This window comes from Streptomyces sp. NPDC051940 (assembly GCF_040680895.1).
Classification (GTDB): domain Bacteria; phylum Actinomycetota; class Actinomycetes; order Streptomycetales; family Streptomycetaceae; genus Streptomyces.
On the sequence record NZ_JBFAXR010000090.1, the window covers coordinates 18,348 to 34,999 of the forward strand.

Genomic DNA, 16,652 nt, shown 5'->3' on the forward strand with positions numbered 1-16,652 from the left:
CCCCTCGCGGTACCGCTCGGGGCCCGGCTGCAGCACGCCTGCGGCGCAGCTCCCCGGGCTCCCGTCGCATCGGCCCCCGGCGCGGCGCCTCGCCACCAGGATCAGGCCGACGGCCACCAGCACCGCCACCGCACATCCCGGCAACACCCATGTCGGTTCGGCGCCGAGGGCCGTCGCTGCCGCCGCCCACGCGGCAATCGCAGGCGGGAGCAGCCGCAAGTCCGGCGGGCCCTCCTGCGGCGCACCGTCCGGCTGACGGCCCGGAGCTTGCGGGTCATGCGGGAGCGCTGGGGCCTCCTGGGGCCCTGGAGCGGACGCGCCCCCGGATCGGAGCCGCCCGCCGCGGCTCCCGGCGCCGGGACGGCCCGCCTCCGCAGCAGCATCTGTGTGGTCGGCCTCCGCCCGCTCTCGGGTGCGGCTCGCTGGGCCATCCCCCGAGCGAACCGGGCAAGGCTCTGGACCGTCCTCCGAGCGAATCGGACCGGACTCCGGGCCGTCCCCCGAGCGAACCAGACCAGGCCTTAAGCCACCCTCCGAGCGAACCGGACCGGGCTCCGGATCGTCCCCCGAGCGAACCGGACCGGACTCCGGGCCGTCCCCCGAGCGAATCGGACCGGGCCTCAGGCGACCCTCCGAGCGAACCAGACCAGGCCCTAAGCCACCCTCCGAGCGAACCGGGCCGGGCTCTGGACCGTCCCCCGAGCGAACCGGACCAGGCTTCAGGCCACCTTCCGAGCGATCCCCTCCAGATCCGAGCTCCGATCCTTCGCGCGTGCGACTGGCATCGGGCCCCTCCCCCGGGCGAGTACCACGGGACGCACGACCCTCTCCCGGGGGAAACGGACCGGCCCCGGCGGCCCCCTCCCCCAAGCCAGCCGGACCGGGCGTTGCCCCTCGGGGCTCCCGGTCGGCTTCCTCCTCCCCCATCACAGCGTCACCAGCGGGCGTAGTTCCGTGAAGCGGCGGGGGCCGATGCCGCTTACTTCGCGGAGTTGCTCCAGTGAGGTGAAGCCGCCTCGCTGGGTGCGGAAGTCCACGATGTGCTGGGCCAGGACCGGGCCAATGCCCGGCAGCGCGTCCAGTTGTTCCGCCGTCGCCGAGTTGAGGCTCACGGGCGTGCCCGCGCCGCCCGCGGTCGTTCCCGGGCCCGGGCCCTGCGGGGTCGTGGGCGGTCCGCCCACCACGATCTGTTCGCCGTCCGTCAGCAGTCGCGCCCTGTTCAGCGACCTGGTGTCCGTGCCCGGGCGGATGCCGCCGGCCGCCTTCAGCGCGTCCTCCACCCGGGCGCCCTGGGGCAGGCGCAGGATGCCCGGCTCGCGGACCTTGCCCACCACGTCCACCACCACGTACCGCTCCGGGGCTCCACCCGGGTCCGCCCTTGTCCCGGGCGGAGGTGGCACGCCGGGCGCCGGGGCCGCCTCCTCCGGCGGGGCGGCCGGTCGGGCCGCAGGTGGCGGCGTCACCGGCTGCGGTCTGCCCGACCAGAAGTGGTGAACGGCCAGGCCCAGCGCGGCGATCAGGACGACCGCCAGGGCCGCCACGGTCTTCAGCTCCATCCCGACGCGCAACTGCAGCCACAATCGGAGCCGCTCGCCCAGGGCCACGCGTTCGTCGCCTGCGTCCGCGGCGCCGGCGGCCGTCGGCAGGTCCACGCCGGGCAGGGAGCCGACATCCGGCCCCGAGTCGCCGTCCACCGGACGTGGCCGCCCCTCCCGCGCAGGTCGGGCCGGTCGGGCCGGTCGGGCCGGTCGGGCCGGTCGGGCCGGTCGGGCCGGTCGGGCCGGTCGGGCCGGTCGGGCCGCCGCCAACGACGCCCGCACCACCGCCGATGACTCCGGTGGAGCCACCCCATCCGACGCCCGCACCACCCCCGATGACTCCGCCGGAGCCGCCCCATCCGACGCCCCCGCATCCCGCCGCCCACCGTCAACCGGAGCCGGGCCCGCCCCGCCACGCACGCCCCAACCCCGCGCCCCCGGACCCGCACCCGCACCCGTCCCCGGCGGCCAAGCCCCAGGCGGCCAGGCCCGGCGAGGGCTCGGCGTGAACAGCGTGTCCGCGCGGGCGCGGACCGCCCGGGCCCTCGCCTCCGCCCCGCGCGTGCCAGGGCGCAGCCCGCGCCGGGCATCGCCGGACGGGTCGCCACGTCGACCGCCGGACGGGTCGCCCCGTCGACCGCCGAACCGGTCGCCACGTCGATCGCCGGACCGATCGCCCCGCCGGCCCCCGGACCGGTCACCCCGCCGCGTAGGACCTCGGCCGCCCGGGCGGTCGGGGCCTGTCGTCGCGCTGCCTCTGTTCATGCCCCGAAGCTAGCCACGACCCCGCCACCGCCGCTGACCAGCGGTAATTCCCGGGGATAACCCGTCAGTTGTGGAAAACTCCGTCACCCGATCGAGTGCGCGGCCACCGGCGTCCGCGACACCACCACGCCCAGGAGCCCCGGCCCCGTATGAGCCCCGATCACGGCCCCCACCTCCGAGACGTACAGCTCCCGCAGCCCCGGGATCCGCCCCCGCACCCGCTCCGCGAGCGCCGACGCCCGCTCCGCCGCCGCGAGATGGTGCACCGCGACGTCCACCTCGGCGTCACCCGCCCGGGCCGCGACGATCTCCTCCAGCCGTGCGATGGCCTTCGACGCCGTCCTGACCTTCTCCAGCAGCTCGATCCGCCCGTTCTCCAGCGACAGCAGCGGCTTCACCGCGAGCGCCGAGCCGAGCAGCGCCTGCGCGGCGCCGATCCGGCCGCCGCGGCGCAGATAGTCAAGGGTGTCCACGTAGAAGAACGCCGACGTGCCCGCCGCCCGCTGCTCCGCCGCCGCCACCGCGTCGTCGACCGTGCCGCCCGCGGACGCCGACTGGGCGGCGGCGAGCGCGCAGAAGCCCAGCGCCATCGCGACCATCCCGGTGTCCACGACCCGCACCGGGACGGGGGCGTCCTTCGCGGCCAGCAGCGCCGCGTCGTACGTACCGGAGAACTCCGAGGACAGGTGCAGCGAGACGATCCCCTCCGCCCCCGCCTGTGCCGCCTCCTCGTAGGTACGGGCGAACAGGGCCGGCGAAGGCCGCGAGGTCGTCACGGGACGGCGCTTGCGCAGCGCCTCGGCGACGGATACCGCCGAGATCTCCGTGCCCTCCTCCAGTGCTCGGTCGCCGAGCACGACGGTCAGGGGGACGGAGATGATGCCGTACTGCCGCATCGCCTGCTGCGGCAGATACGCAGTGGAATCGGCGACGACGGCGACCTTCCGGGACATGCCCAAGACATTACTGGGGAGCAGGCCGGCACGGCACTGCGGGCCGCGTCACACGGCGGCTGCGCGACAACCCCCGCGCCCCCTCACGCAGGGTCCGTCCGCCGCACCTTCTCGATCTTCGACAGCAGCGTCTGGAACGCGTCCTGCGTCATTTTCTGCGCCCCGGTGATCTCCCGCGGACGACCCGCCCCACCGGCATCAGCCCCACCGCCATCCGCCCGCCCGGCGTCCGCCTCCGCCTCCCCCGCCGTCTGCCGCGTCCAGTGCCGCAGCGCCCCGGCCTCCAGGTCGATCTGCGCCTGCAGATCGTCCAGCCCGTCCGCCTGCTCGTGCCGCGCCCGGTCCTGTACGGCCCAGCGCAGCGAATCCGCCGAATGACGGATGCGCTCCGCCCGCTGCCGCGCGTCGACCAGCCGCTCCGCGACGCGCGCCTTGTCGGGTTCGTGCTCCAGCTGCCGCAGCTCCGCGTCGAGCCGGCGCCCGTACCCGTGCAACTGGTCCAGCAGCCGCAGCGACTCCTGCACACCGGCGTCCCCGGGCGCCGCCGCCGTCAGCGCCCCGCGCGCGGAGTCGATCGACGTCCGCAGGCCGAGCCGGAGGGACGCGATCTCGCCGAGCGCGCCGGGCTGCGTGGCGCTGCGCACCTTCAACGAGGCCTCGGTGACCGAGCGCCGGGTGTCGGCGACCGTCCGCTCCACGCCCCGCTTCACCGCCCGCGTGGCCTTCACGACGGCGAGCACGCCGAGGACCACGAACGCCACGAACAGCAGCGCGATCAGCGCGAACGCGATCTCCACGGCTTCCCCTTCCGTCACCGGCCTCTTCTCCAGCGTAAACGGAAGAGGAAGGCCGAGGGTGCCCACGCGACCCTCGACCTTCCCCTAGGGAAGTCCCCTACAGCGGCTCAGACGACTCCAGCTACTCAGACGACTACAGCTGCTCAGACGACTACAGCTGCTCAGACGACGATGTTCACCAGCTTCGGCGCCCGCACGATCACCTTGCGGATCTCCGCCCCGCCCAGCGCGGCGACGATCGCCGGATCGGCCAGCGCCGCGGCCTCCAGCTCGGTGTCCGCGATCGACGGCGGCACCTCCAGCCGCGCCTTGACCTTGCCCTTGATCTGTACGACGCAGGTGACCGTCTCGTCGACGACGTACGCCGGGTCGGCCTCCGGGAACGTCTCGTAGACGACGGTCGAGCCGTGCCCCAGCCGCGACCACAGCTCCTCCGCGACGTGCGGGGCCAGCGGCGCGATCAGCTTCACCAGCGTCTCGGCGACGGTCCGCGGCACCCGGTCCAGCTTCACGACGTGGTTGTTCAGCTCCGTGATCTTGGCGATCGCGGTGTTGAAGCGCATCCCGGCCAGGTCCCCGGCCACCCCGTCGATGGCCTTGTGCATGACCCGCAGCGTGTCCTCGTCCGGCTCCTCGTCCACGACGGTGACGGCGCCCGTCTCCTCGTCGACGACGTTGCGCCACAGGCGCTGCAGCAGCCGGTACTGGCCGACGACGGCCCGCGTGTCCCAGGGGCGGGAGACGTCCAGCGGGCCCATCGCCATCTCGTACAGGCGCAGGGTGTCCGTGCCGTACTCGGCGGAGACCTCCTCCGGGGTGACGGTGTTCTTCAGCGACTTGCCGATCTTGCCCAGCTCGCGCTTGACCTTCACGCCCTCGAAGTAGAAGCCGTCCTCGCGCTCCTCGACCTCGGCGGCGGTCACCGGGAAGCCGCGGCTGTCGCGGTAGACGAACGCCTGGATCATGCCCTGGTTGATCAGCTTGTGGAACGGCTCGACGGACGAGACGTGCCCCAGGTCGTACAGGACCTTCGACCAGAAGCGGGCGTACAGCAGGTGCAGGACGGCGTGCTCGGCGCCGCCGACGTACAGGTCGACGCCGCCGGTCGTCTTGGCGGCGGTCGGGCCCATCCAGTAGCGCTCCAGCCCCGGGTCGACCAGCTGCTCGCTGTTCCTCGGGTCCAGGTAGCGCAGCTCGTACCAGCAGGAGCCGGCCCAGTTGGGCATCGTGTTGGTCTCGCGGCGGTACTTCTTCGGGCCGTCGCCCAGGTCCAGCGTGACGTTCACCCAGTCGGCGTTGCGCGACAGCGGCGTCTCCGGCTCGGTGTTCGCGTCGTCCGGGTCGAAGGTGCGGGGCGCGTAGTCCTCGACCTCCGGCAGCTCCAGCGGCAGCATCGACTCGGGCAGCGCGTGGGCGACGCCCTCCTCGTCGTACACGATCGGGAACGGCTCGCCCCAGTACCGCTGGCGCGAGAACAGCCAGTCGCGCAGCCGGAAGTTGACGGTGCCCTCGCCGATGCCCTGCTCCGCCAGCCAGTCGGTGATCTTCACCTTGGCGTCGGGGACGGTCAGCCCGTCCAGCATCCCGGAGTTGACGATCTTCGCTTCGTACGAGTTGAAGGCGTCGTCCCACTCCGCGGGGTCGGTGCCGCGGCCGTCCGTGGGCTCGACGACGCAGCGCATCGGCAGCTCGAAGGCGCGCGCGAAGGCGAAGTCGCGGCTGTCGTGCGCCGGTACGGCCATGATCGCGCCGGTGCCGTAGCCCATCAGCACGTAGTCGGCGATGAAGACGGGGATCTTCTCGCCGTTGACCGGGTTGACGGCGAACTCGCCGGTGAAGACGCCGGTCTTGTCCTTGGCCTCGGCCTGGCGCTCGACGTCGGACTTGGCGGCGGCCTGGCGGCGGTACTCGGCGACGGCCTCGGCCGGGGTGGCGTGCCCGCCCGTCCACACCTCGTGCGTGCCCTCGGGCCACGCCGCCGGGATGAACTTCTCCACCAGCGGGTGCTCGGGGGCCAGCACCATGTACGTGGCGCCCCACAGGGTGTCCTGGCGGGTGGTGAAGACGGTGATGTTCTCGCCGTCGATCGGGAAGTCGACGCGGGCGCCCTCGGAGCGGCCGATCCAGTTGCGCTGCTGCAGCTTGATCGCCTCGGGCCAGTCGACGGTGTCCAGGTCCGTCAGCAGGCGGTCGGCGTAGGCGGTGATGCGCATCATCCACTGGCGCAGGTTCGCCTTGAAGACCGGGAAGTTGCCGCGCTCGGAGCGGCCGTCGGCGGTGACCTCCTCGTTGGCCAGCACGGTGCCCAGGCCGGGGCACCAGTTGACCGGGGAGTCGGAGGCGTACGCCAGCCGGTACTCGCCCAGGACCTCGGCGCGCTCGATGCCGGACAGCTCGGCCCAGGGGCGGCCGTCGGGGGTCTGCTTCTCGCCGCGCTCGAACTTCTCGACCAGGGTCGCGATCGGGCGGGCGGTGTCCTGCTCCGCGTCGTACCAGGAGTTGAAGATCTGCAGGAAGATCCACTGGGTCCACTTGTAGTAGTCCGGGTCGATGGTGGCGAAGGAGCGCCGCCGGTCGTGGCCCAGGCCCAGGTGGGACAGCTGCTGCCGCATCGTGACCATGTTGGCCTCGGTGGTCACGCGCGGGTGCGTGCCGGTCTGTACGGCGTACTGCTCGGCCGGCAGGCCGAAGGCGTCGAAGCCCATGGTGTGCAGCACGTTCGCCCCGGTCATCCGCTGGTAGCGGGCGAAGACGTCGGTGGCGATGTAGCCCAGCGGGTGGCCGACGTGCAGTCCGGCGCCCGAGGGGTACGGGAACATGTCCATGATGAACTGGGTGCGGCGGTCCGAGTCCGGCTCGGCCTCGGCGTGGTACGTGCCGTTCTGCTCCCAGAAGTCCTGCCAGCGTGCCTCGATGTCCGCCGCCAGGGCGGCGGTGTAGCGGTGCGGGTTGGCTGCCGCCTCAGCAGCGGGGGTGCTCTCGCTCATCGTCCTTAAGCTCCATCGGGGTCGTCGTCTGCTCTGCGGATCTCATGGCTCCCGGTCACGGGCCGATCCGTGTCGGGGAATGAAAAAACCCCTCGCACAGGAGGGGACGCCGCGCTGAGGTGGTTCCTGTTCAGCGCGGCCCGCTAAGCAGAAGGCGTACGGCACGCATGGCGTCAGGGTACCGCAGGGCCGAAGCGGGGCGCATCGGGGTTCGCAGGGCGGACCACGGCCCGCGGGGCGGGCGATGGTACGCGTGATTCATGCGGTCCGGGTCCCACTTCGGGCGAAGCGCGCCGGGGTCCGCCGCCCGGCGGATACGTTGCCGCGCCATGCGGGCCTTCCTCGATTACGCGGCGGGGGTGCTGGCGCTCGTCCTGCTGACGGCGTCGGTGTGCTGGGGCGTGCTGGCGGGGCTGCTGCCCGCCACCGGCCTGCGGCTGCTGGCCCAGCGGCTGCACGGCGCGTGCGGTGCGGCGGCCCTGGCGTGCGCCGCGGCGCACGGGGCGGTGAAGACGGCCGCGGGGCGGCTGGACCTGGGCGGTACGGGGCACGCGGTGCTGCTGGGCCTGGGCTTCGCCGCGGTCGCCCTGCTGGGCGTGGCGGCGGTGACGGGGCTGCTGCGGGGTGCCCTGGCCGGGCGGGGGCGGGTGTCGCTGGCGTGGCGGGCGCTGCACGCGGCGGCTTACCCCGCGTGGTGTCTGGCGCTCGTGCACGGGTTGAAGGCGGGCCGTCCCCCGGCGGGGTGGGTGACGGGGGCGTACGCGGCGTGCCTGGGGCTGGTCGCGGTGGGCGTGGCGATGCGGCTGGCGGCGCGAGGGCGTGCGGTGCGGCGTGCGGGCCGCCACGGGGGCGCGGTGGCGGTCGCGGGTCCGCCGGGGCCGCGTCCGGCGGCGGCGGCGCTGCCCGCGCCGGGGATCCGTCTGCTGGGGGCGGGGGACGCCGTACGGGCCCGGCTGCCGGGGGCGGGGGACGCCGTACGGACCCGACTGCCGGAGGCGGGGGACGCCGTACGGCCTGAGCCTCCGCCGTAACCCCGGGGCTCGCGACGCGAGAGTGCGCCGGTCGCCCAGACCGCGAAGGGGCACCCCCGCAGCCAGCACCCGACCGACCCCCGCCGCCCCAGGAACCGACCACCCCCGGAGCCGCACATGACCCCCCTCCCCCGCGTCCGCGCGCTCGGCGTTCCCCGCCTCACCGCGGGCCTCGCCCCCGGCACCGCGCTGTCCCTGCGCGACCACCACCGCACCCACGGCAGCCTGCCCCGTCTCGACGCCCGGGCGCTCGTCGCGCTCGCCGAGGAGACCGGGCTCCGCGGCCGGGGTGGCGCGGCGTTCCCCGTCGCGCGGAAGCTGCGGGCCGTGGCGGCGTATGCCGGTCCGCGGGGCGTGATCGTCAACGGCTGCGAGGGCGAACCCGCGTCCCGCAAGGACGCCGTGCTCCTCTCCCTCGCCCCGCACCTCGTCCTGGACGGCGCCCGGCTCGCCGCCCGGGCACTCGGCGTACGCGGCGTGACGGTGGGCGTCACGCGTCCGGAGGCGGAGCGGGCCGTACGGCGCGCGCTCGGGGACCGCCGGATGCGCGGGCACGTGGTCCGGCTGCCCGAGCGGATGGTCTCCGGCGAGGCGTCGGCGCTGCTGAGCGCGGTGCGCGGAGGACGGCCGCTGCCGCACGGGCGGCGGGTGCACGCCGCCGAGGAGGGCGTGCTGCTGGCCAACACCGAGACGTACGCGCAGCTCGCCGTGGCGGCGCGGCTCGGGGCGGAGCGGTACGGGGCGGGCACCCTGCTGCTGACGGTGTCCGGCGGGGTGCCGGAGGCGGCGGTGGTGGAGGTTCCGGTCGGCGCCCCGCTGGCGTACGTACTGCACGCCCTCGGCGCGGATCCGGGACTGCCGGGCGTGCTCGTCGGCGGCTACCACGGAGCGTGGCTGGGTGCGGAGGCTGCGCGCGATTGCGTGCTCTCCCCTTCCGCGCTCCCTCTCGGCGCGGGTGCCGTGCTCCCTCTTCCCGCCGCGACCTGCCCGCTGGGCGAGACGCTGAGGGTGGCCCGTTGGCTGGCGGCGGAGTCGGCGCTGCAGTGCGGTCCGTGCCGCCTCGGCCTGCCGGCCCTGGCGGCGTCCCTCGAGGCGACGCTGCGGGGCGCCGCTCCGGCGCCGGTGGAGGCCGGGTACGGGCTGCGCGGCCGGGGGGCGTGCAAACACCCGGACGGCGCGGCCCGTTTCGTCCTCTCGGCGCTCTCCGTCTTCACGGACGACCTGGCCGCGCACGCGCTGTCCGGCGGCTGCGGTCGCCCGGTGCGGGAGTCGCTCCCGCTCCCCGGACCGCCGACGGCCACCGCCCGCCTCACGGTGGACTGGACGCTCTGCGAGGCCCACGGCCTGTGCGCCGATCTGCTCCCCCTCTCCCCGGACGGCTACCCGTCCACCACCTCCACCCCGCTCCCGCCCGAACTGAGGGACCGCGCCCGCCAGGCGGTCCGCACCTGCCCGGCGCTGGCACTGCGCCTGGAAAGGCAGGGCTGACGACGCGGCACCGGAGGACGCGGCGCGCTCCGCCGGCGGGGCCGCCGTAGCGGAGTGATCCGTTCACCCGCCCCGGATGGTCATGTACACGTATTCTTCCGTGTCGTTCCGCAGTCGACCGACAGGGGGATCATGCGTTACTCGTCCATACCCGCCGGGATACGCCGGGCGTGCGGCGTCGCACTCGGCGTCGCCGGAGTCATCGGCGGGCTGCTGGTGCCTGCCGGGACCGCCCACGCGGCGACCGTGCCCACCGGGCCGGTCTTCAACAAGCCCACCGGCACCACCGCCGAGCAGGAGGCCATCCGCAGCCAGGTACGGAGCGTCGTCGCCAACGCCGACGCGGGCTCCATCGTGCGGCTCGCGATGTACCACCTGTGGGACGACACCGTGGCCAACGACCTCGTCGCGGCGAAGGACCGCGGGGTCAGCGTCCGGGTCGTACTGGATCACAGCACGCTCGACTACCCGTCGTCGTACAACATCCTCAAGGCCGCCCTGGGCACCGCCACGGGCAGCGCGAACTGGGTCAAGCTCTGCACCGACGGCAGCTCCTGCCTCGGCCCGGCGGGCACCGGCATCAACCACAACAAGTACCTGCTGGCCAGCAGCATCGGCGGCGGCGCCCAGACGAACGTGGTGGCCCAGCTCACCTCGAACCTGACGCCCTCGAACTACAGCCGCTACTGGAACAGCTCCGTCACCGTGGCGGGGAACGCCGACCTGTACAACGGCTACGTCGCGTACTTCAACAAGCTCCAGGCCGAGAACCGCGGCGCCTGGACCTACACCTACGGCAACGCGGGCGACTACAAGTACTACTTCTTCCCCCGCGCCGGCAGCGACGCGACCACCGACACCGTGGTGAACGCCCTGGACAACGTGACCTGCAACTACACCTCCGGCGGGGTGGCGAAGCGGACCACGATCCACATCGCGATGCTGAAGATCACCCGGCAGGCCGTGGCCGACAAGCTCAACTCCCTGGCCGGCTCCGGCTGCCTGATCGACATCGTCTACAGCGAGACCGACTCCGGCACCTGGCCCGTGCTCCACCGCACCGGCATCACCAACCGCTGCTACCAGCACGACCACGACGCGGACACCTCGACCCCGAACCGCATCGTCCACTCCAAGAACTGGCTGATCAACGGCATGTACGACGGCGTCGTCGGCACGTACATGTGGACCGGCAGCCACAACTTCTCGGGCCCCGCGCTGCGCAACAACGACGAGGCCATGCTGAAGATCACCAACAGCTCCGTCCACGCCGCGTTCGAGGCGAACTTCCAGGCGGTCCGCGCCGCGGCCGTCCCCGGAACGAGCGACAACGTCACGGTCTGCAAGACGGAGAGCTGACGGCTCTCGCGGGCGGCGGCGTCCCGTAGGGTGCCCCCGTGAGTGACTCGCCATGGCCCGAGGACGCGGGCGCGGTGCGGCCGGAGGACGCGACGGAGATCCTGCCCCGGATGGCGCCGGGGCCCCCGCCGCCGTCCGCGCCCCCGCCCGCGCCCCGGGAGACCACCGCGGTGCTGCCGCCGATGGACTTCGGTCCACCGACGCCGCCGCGCGCGCGTTCCGGCCCTCCGAAACGCACCCTCATCGCCGCGGCGGCCATCGCCGTCTGCGCCGCCGCCGGACTCGGCATCGGCGCGCTCGCCTCGGACGGGGAGGACACGGCGCCGCCGGCGCGGGCGGACAAGGCCACCAAACCGGCCACCGCGTCGCCGAGCCCCGAAGCCTCCGCGAGTACGCCCCCGCCGTCCCCGACGGGTCCGCCGCCGGTGCTCGGCGGCCCGTACCTGATGGTCAGCGCGGACACCGGGCTGGCGGCCGACGTCGCCGGGGTCTCCGTCGCCGACGGCGCCCCCGTGATCGCGTTCCAGCGCCTGGGCGCGCCCAACCAGCAGTGGACGCTCGCCGACGCGGGCGCCGGCCTGGTGCAGATCAAGGCCGTCCACTCCGGCATGTGCCTGCAGTCCGACGGAGCGGTCCCGAACGCACCGGTCGTACAGCAGACATGCGCCCAGGCGGACACCCAGCGGTGGCGACTCACCCCGGACGGCGGCGGCTTCGCCCTCTCCCCGTCCGGCTCGGCACAGACCCTCGGCATCGGCCCGGCGGACGCACAGGGCCTGACCCCGCTCCAGCTGCAGCAGCCGGGCGCCGCCGGGCAGCGGTGGACGCTCTCCACACCCTGAGAAACGGCAGGAAACGCCGGAACGACAAGATCCCATCCGATCGAACCGATCGAATGGGATCTTCGTTTACGTGGAGCTAAGGAGAATCGAACTCCTGACCTCTTGCATGCCATGCAAGCGCTCTACCAACTGAGCTATAGCCCCGGGCTTCCGTCGCGGTCCCCCGCTTCGGCTTCGCCTACTTTACACGACCCGGGACGGGCCGGATGACCACCGAGTGACGAGGTCAGGGGCCTACGCCGTGGCGAAGGAGTAGAAGCGTTTCAGCGTGCAGTGCTCGTCCAGGAGGCGGCCGTAGATCGGCTCGCCCTCCAGCTCGCGGTACGTCTCGATCGGGTCGCCCTTGATGATCAGCGCCCGGGCGCACTCCTCGCACCAGTACTGGAAGTCGGGGTTCAGCGGCTCCATGTCGCGCACGATCGGGGTGCCGTTGCCGCACCAGTCGCACTTCCGGCTGTGAGCCCCCATCACTCAGCTCCAGCTATGGCCGCAGGCCGTGCACACATACGTCACTCCGCCGTTGTCGCCGAGCACCTGGGCGACATGTGTCGAACCGCACGCCGGGCACTGCAGGGCAGCCCCGGTCGCCGCTTGGGCGGAGGCGGGGGGCTGCCCGAGCCGTACGTGGGCATCGCTCTGCCGCATGTGGCAGACCCCTCCCTCCGGGTGCTCGTCCCCAACCCGCCGGGAAGGATTCTGCCACGCCACGGGCTCCAGGTCAGCGGCGCGGGACGGGCGAACGCCGGAGCATCCCGGCCACCACGCCCACGGCCGCGGTGGCGCCCAGTGCGATCGCGCCCGCCCACTGCGCGCTGCCCGAGCTCTGCGGTGTCATCCCGGTCAGCTGGTGCAGGTAGAGGGTGCCGATCGTGGCGACGCCGACGAGGATGCCCAGCTGGGCGGCCGTGACCAGCAGGCCGCTGGCGTGCGGGGCGTCCGCGGGGTCGACGGTGGCCAGGGCGAGGGTGAGGTTGGTGTTGAAGGCGAAGCCGAGGCCCGCGCCGACCCCGATCCCGCCCGCGAAGAACGCCGGCCCCGTGCCGTCACCCGACTTCAGCGCCAGGCCGACCGTGACGAACGACACCGCCGCCAGCGCGAAGCCCAGCGGGATCAGCCCCGGCCACCACCGCCGCGGCAGCCGCTGCCAGGTCAGGCCCACCGCCCCGAAGGCCAGCGCGGTCGGGACGAAGGACAGGCCCGTGCGCTGGGCGCTGTAGCCGAGGCCGCTCTGCAGATGCAGGGTGAGGATCAGCAGGAAACCGCCGTTCGTCGACATCGACAGCACCGTGCGCACCAGCGCCACCGGCATCCGGCCGGCCCGCAGGACGCGCGCCGGGAAGAGCGGTGCTCCGCCGCGCCGGCCCAGCCGGGACTCGTAACCGGCGAAGACGGCGACCAGCACCGCGCTCGCGGCGAGCGAGAACCAGCCCCACAGCGGCCAGTCCAGCTCCTCCCCGAGCACCAGCGGCACGGTGAACAGCGACACCGCCAGCCCCAGCAGCACCAGGCCGCCCCGGTCCAGCACGTCCCTCGCCCGGGCCGCGGCGCCCGGCTCGTCGTGCGGGAGCAGCTTGGCGCCGAGGACCATCAGCGCCAGGCCGATGGGCACGTTGACCAGGAACACCGGCCGCCAGCTGGTGCCCAGCAGATCGGCGCTGACCAGGATGCCGCCGACGATCTGCCCGGCCGCGGCGCCGACGGCGAGGACCGCGGAGTACGCGCCGAGCGCCCGGACCCGGGCCGCGCCGGTGAAGTTGCGCTGGATGAGGCTCAGCACCTGCGGGATCATGATCGCGGCACCGACGCCCTGCACCAGCCGGAAGGCGATCAGCTCGCCGGTGCCCTGCGCCAGACCGCAGGCCAGCGAGGCGAACGTGAAGACCGTCACCCCGGCCAGGAACATCCGCCGGTGACCGAGCAGTCCGCCCAGCCGGGCGCCGGTGATGAGCAGCACGGCGTACGTGATCGTGTAGCCGGCGATGATCAGCTGGAGCTCGGAGCCGGACGCGCCCAGCTCCGCGCTGATCGTCGGGGCGGCGACGTTGACGATGAAGACGTCGAGCAGCGCCATGAACTGCCCGGTGAGCACGATGGCGAGCATCCACCCGGTGCGTGGGGGCGGCACGGCCGGGGCGTTGTCGGTGGGATGGGCTTTACTGGCTGCACGGGGAGCACCCGGCAGTTCCGTCACGGGAGTTGACTGCGTCGTATCGGTCATGGGACGAGCCTGGCCCCGGACCGGTACCGGTAACGAGAGCCCGTCGATGCTGGTACTGACAGCACCTGGCAAGCCCGCCGGTCCGCGGTCACCCTGAGGAGGTGAGCAGCACCGTGTCACGAGCGTCCGCCCGCCGCCGACCCGAGCTGGCGGCCTTCCTGCGCAGCCGCCGGGCCAGGGTCACCCCGGCGGACGTCGGCATGCCGCCCGGGCTGCGCAGACGTACGCCGGGCCTGCGCCGCGAGGAGGTCGCCCAGCTCTCCGGGGTGGGGGTGACCTGGTACACCTGGCTGGAGCAGGGCCGCGACATCAACGCCAGCCCGCAGGTGCTGGACGCGGTCGCCCGTACGCTGCGGCTGGACACGGCGGAGCGCGAGCATCTGTACGACCTGGCGGGCGTGGCGTTCACGGCCGGACCGGAGGGGCACGCGGACTCCGTGACGCCGGAGATCCAGCGGATCATCGACGATCTGGGGACGCTGCCGGCCGCGGTGTACAACGCGCGTTACGACGTACTGGCGACGAACGCCGTCTACCGCACGCTCTTCCCCACCGTCGGCATGAGCACCGGCGCGGACCGCAACGTGCTGTGGCACCTGTTCACCGCCCGTGCCTGCTGCTGCACGATGGTCGAGCGCGAGACGGAACTGCCCATGCTGGTGGCCACGTTCCGCGGGGCGTACGGCAGACATGTCGGCGAGCCGCGCTGGGAGGGCCTGATCCGGCGGCTGTGCACGGCCAGCGACTACTTCGCACAGCTGTGGGCCAGCGGCGACGTCGCCCCGCCGGGCGCACGCGTCAAAATCATCCAGCACGCCTCGGTGGGGCTGCTGAACTGCACCACGCAGTCCCTCTCGGTCGCGGGCACACCGGAGGCCCGGATCGTGGTGTACGTCCCCGCCGACGCGGAGTCCCACGACCATCTCGGCACCCTGCGCACGCTGTCGGACCCGCTGGTGGGCTGCCCGGTGCACGCGCGGCCGCTGTCGGTCGAGCTCGAGCGCCAGGCGGCGCGGAAGGGGTGACGGGACCCCGGACTCCGGCATGGAGGGGGCCGAGGACACCGGAGACGTTCCCCAGAAGGTCACCTTCCGTTGGGGAAGCCGGACCGGGGCGACTGCCTAGGGTGGCCGTGGCATCCGGCGCCATGCGCCGCCATAGCGCCGCCCGCCGCCTCCACCGCACGCGAAAGGGACGCCCATGCCAGGTACGCCCGCCCCCGAGGCGCACTCCACCGGATTCCAGCGACGCACCCTGATGCGCGGCGCCGCCCTGGCGGCCGCCGCGTCCGTGCCGTTCCAGGCCCTCGCCGCCCGGACGGCCGCCGCCGAGCAGGCACGGTTCGACTTCGACGCGGGCTACGGTCCGATCAGCCCGGTCAGGGACCAGACGACGGGCCTGGAACTGCTGGCGCTGCCGCGCGGGTTCGAGTACGTCTCGTACGGCTGGACCAACGACCCGATGGACGACGGCGCGCCCACGCCGAGCGCCCACGACGGCATGGCCGCCTTCCGCTACGGCGACCGGGTGCACCTCGTCCGCAACCACGAGCGGGGCGCCGGCGCCGCGTTCACCGCGCCCGCCTACAACCGGGCCGCCGGCGGCGGCACGACGACCCTGGTGTTCGACCCGGACGCCGGCCAGTGGCTGGAGTCGTACGGCAGCCTGGGCGGCACCATCCGCAACTGCGCGGGCGGGCCCACCCCCTGGAACACCTGGCTGACCTGCGAGGAGACCTTCGGCACCGTCGAGGGCACCCGGCACGGCTACATCTTCGAGGTGGCCTCCGAGGGCAAGGGCGACCCCACGCCGCTGACGGCGATGGGCCGCTTCAACCACGAGGCGATAGCCGTCGACCCGGCGACGGGCTACGTCTACGAGACGGAGGACCGCGGCGACGCGTCCCTCTACCGCTTCCGGCCCGCGGTCCCCGGCCAGTTGTCCAAGGGCGGCACGCTGGAGGCGCTGCGCATCGGCGCGGCCACCTACGACACCCGCCTGGACGGCGCGCGCTCGTACGGCACGGTGTCCTGGGTGCCCGTCGGCACGGTGGACCCGGACGCCGACACGGTGCGCGCGCAGGCCCAGGCGAACGGCGCGGCCGTCTTCAGCCGGCTGGAGGGCGCCTGGTACGGCAACGGGCGCGTGTACGTGATCACCACGGACGGCGGACCGGTGCGCCAGGGCCAGGTCTTCGAACTCGACCCGGCCACGGACGAGTTCCGCGCGCTGTACGCCTCCCCCGCGGCGGAGGTCCTCAATAACCCCGACAACATGTGCGTGAGCCCGCGCGGCGGCCTGGTGCTCTGCGAGGACGGCGGCGGGCTGGAGTACGTCCACGGCCTGACGACCGACGGCGAGATCTTCCGCTTCGCGAGGAACAACGTCGACCTGCGGGCGGGCACCGCCGGCAAGAACGTCGCCGCGGCGGACCACACCGGCTCGGAGTGGGCGGGCTCGGTCTTCGAACCGAGGAACGGCAACTGGCTCTTCGTGAACATCCAGACCCCCGGCATCACCTTCGCGATCACCGGCCCCTGGCGCCAGGGCGGCCTCTGAGCCCGCCCGCAGCGGTGCGCGCCGTCCCACGCCCGGGCGAAGGCGATCCGCGCCGCCGCGGACTCCGACGCCCAGATCATCAACATGTCCGAGGCCGGCACGGTGTACGACGGGT

At 73.5% G+C, this 16,652-nt stretch carries 12 protein-coding genes and 1 tRNA gene; 6 read left to right on the forward strand and 7 right to left on the reverse strand.

Annotated elements, in window-relative coordinates:
- Nucleotides 1-926 precede the first annotated feature (926 nt).
- The 4 genes from AB0M28_RS28280 to leuS form a co-directional block, all read right to left on the reverse strand.
- Entirely contained in the window at nt 927-1,694 is a 768-nt protein-coding gene (locus tag AB0M28_RS28280; RefSeq protein WP_365410886.1) for a ComEA family DNA-binding protein, read from the reverse strand.
- 692 nt (nt 1,695-2,386) lie between these two features.
- Nucleotides 2,387-3,256: a DegV family protein gene (locus tag AB0M28_RS28285; RefSeq protein ID WP_365410889.1), complete on the reverse strand. Its 870-nt coding sequence runs from the start codon at nt 3,254-3,256 to the stop codon at nt 2,387-2,389.
- Nucleotides 3,257-3,339: 83 nt separating this feature from the next.
- Nucleotides 3,340-4,071: a hypothetical protein gene (locus AB0M28_RS28290; protein ID WP_365410892.1), complete on the reverse strand. Its 732-nt coding sequence runs from the start codon at nt 4,069-4,071 to the stop codon at nt 3,340-3,342.
- Nucleotides 4,072-4,214: 143 nt separating this feature from the next.
- Nucleotides 4,215-7,040, reverse strand: coding sequence for a leucine--tRNA ligase (gene leuS, locus AB0M28_RS28295; RefSeq protein ID WP_365410895.1), 2,826 nt, complete (start codon nt 7,038-7,040; stop codon nt 4,215-4,217).
- Nucleotides 7,041-7,369: 329 nt separating this feature from the next.
- Here leuS and AB0M28_RS28300 point away from each other — a divergent pair, with 329 nt between their 5' ends.
- The 4 genes from AB0M28_RS28300 to AB0M28_RS28315 all read left to right on the forward strand — a co-directional run bounded on the left by AB0M28_RS28300 (nt 7,370) and on the right by AB0M28_RS28315 (nt 11,760).
- Complete coding sequence (locus tag AB0M28_RS28300) at nt 7,370-8,071, forward strand: hypothetical protein (protein ID WP_365410898.1); 702 nt, start codon at nt 7,370-7,372, stop codon at nt 8,069-8,071.
- Nucleotides 8,072-8,188: 117 nt separating this feature from the next.
- On the forward strand, nt 8,189-9,559 hold the full coding sequence (locus AB0M28_RS28305; protein WP_365410901.1) for an NADH-ubiquinone oxidoreductase-F iron-sulfur binding region domain-containing protein: 1,371 nt from the start codon (nt 8,189-8,191) through the stop codon (nt 9,557-9,559).
- A gap of 132 nt (nt 9,560-9,691) precedes the next feature.
- Nucleotides 9,692-10,918 (forward strand): phospholipase D-like domain-containing protein, encoded by a 1,227-nt coding sequence (locus AB0M28_RS28310; RefSeq protein ID WP_365410904.1) that lies wholly within the window; start codon nt 9,692-9,694, stop codon nt 10,916-10,918.
- 38 nt (nt 10,919-10,956) lie between these two features.
- Nucleotides 10,957-11,760 (forward strand): RICIN domain-containing protein, encoded by an 804-nt coding sequence (locus tag AB0M28_RS28315; protein ID WP_365410907.1) that lies wholly within the window; start codon nt 10,957-10,959, stop codon nt 11,758-11,760.
- Between the two features lie 71 nt (nt 11,761-11,831).
- Here the strand turns inward: AB0M28_RS28315 and AB0M28_RS28320 are convergent.
- From AB0M28_RS28320 to AB0M28_RS28330, 3 genes are all read right to left on the reverse strand, one after another.
- Nucleotides 11,832-11,904 (reverse strand) — tRNA-Ala (locus tag AB0M28_RS28320).
- A 90-nt stretch (nt 11,905-11,994) separates the two neighbouring features.
- Nucleotides 11,995-12,228: a hypothetical protein gene (locus AB0M28_RS28325; RefSeq protein WP_365410910.1), complete on the reverse strand. Its 234-nt coding sequence runs from the start codon at nt 12,226-12,228 to the stop codon at nt 11,995-11,997.
- 250 nt (nt 12,229-12,478) lie between these two features.
- On the reverse strand, nt 12,479-13,861 hold the full coding sequence (locus AB0M28_RS28330) for an MFS transporter (RefSeq protein WP_365410913.1): 1,383 nt from the start codon (nt 13,859-13,861) through the stop codon (nt 12,479-12,481).
- 218 nt (nt 13,862-14,079) lie between these two features.
- On the opposite strand from AB0M28_RS28330, the gene AB0M28_RS28335 reads away from it, so the two are divergent.
- Together AB0M28_RS28335 and AB0M28_RS28340 are read left to right on the forward strand one after the other, a co-directional pair.
- A complete protein-coding gene (locus AB0M28_RS28335; RefSeq protein WP_365410916.1) occupies nt 14,080-15,003 on the forward strand; it encodes a helix-turn-helix transcriptional regulator in 924 nt (307 codons plus the stop codon).
- 175 nt (nt 15,004-15,178) lie between these two features.
- Nucleotides 15,179-16,537, forward strand: coding sequence for an alkaline phosphatase PhoX (locus tag AB0M28_RS28340; RefSeq protein WP_365410919.1), 1,359 nt, complete (start codon nt 15,179-15,181; stop codon nt 16,535-16,537).
- Nucleotides 16,538-16,652 lie beyond the last annotated feature (115 nt).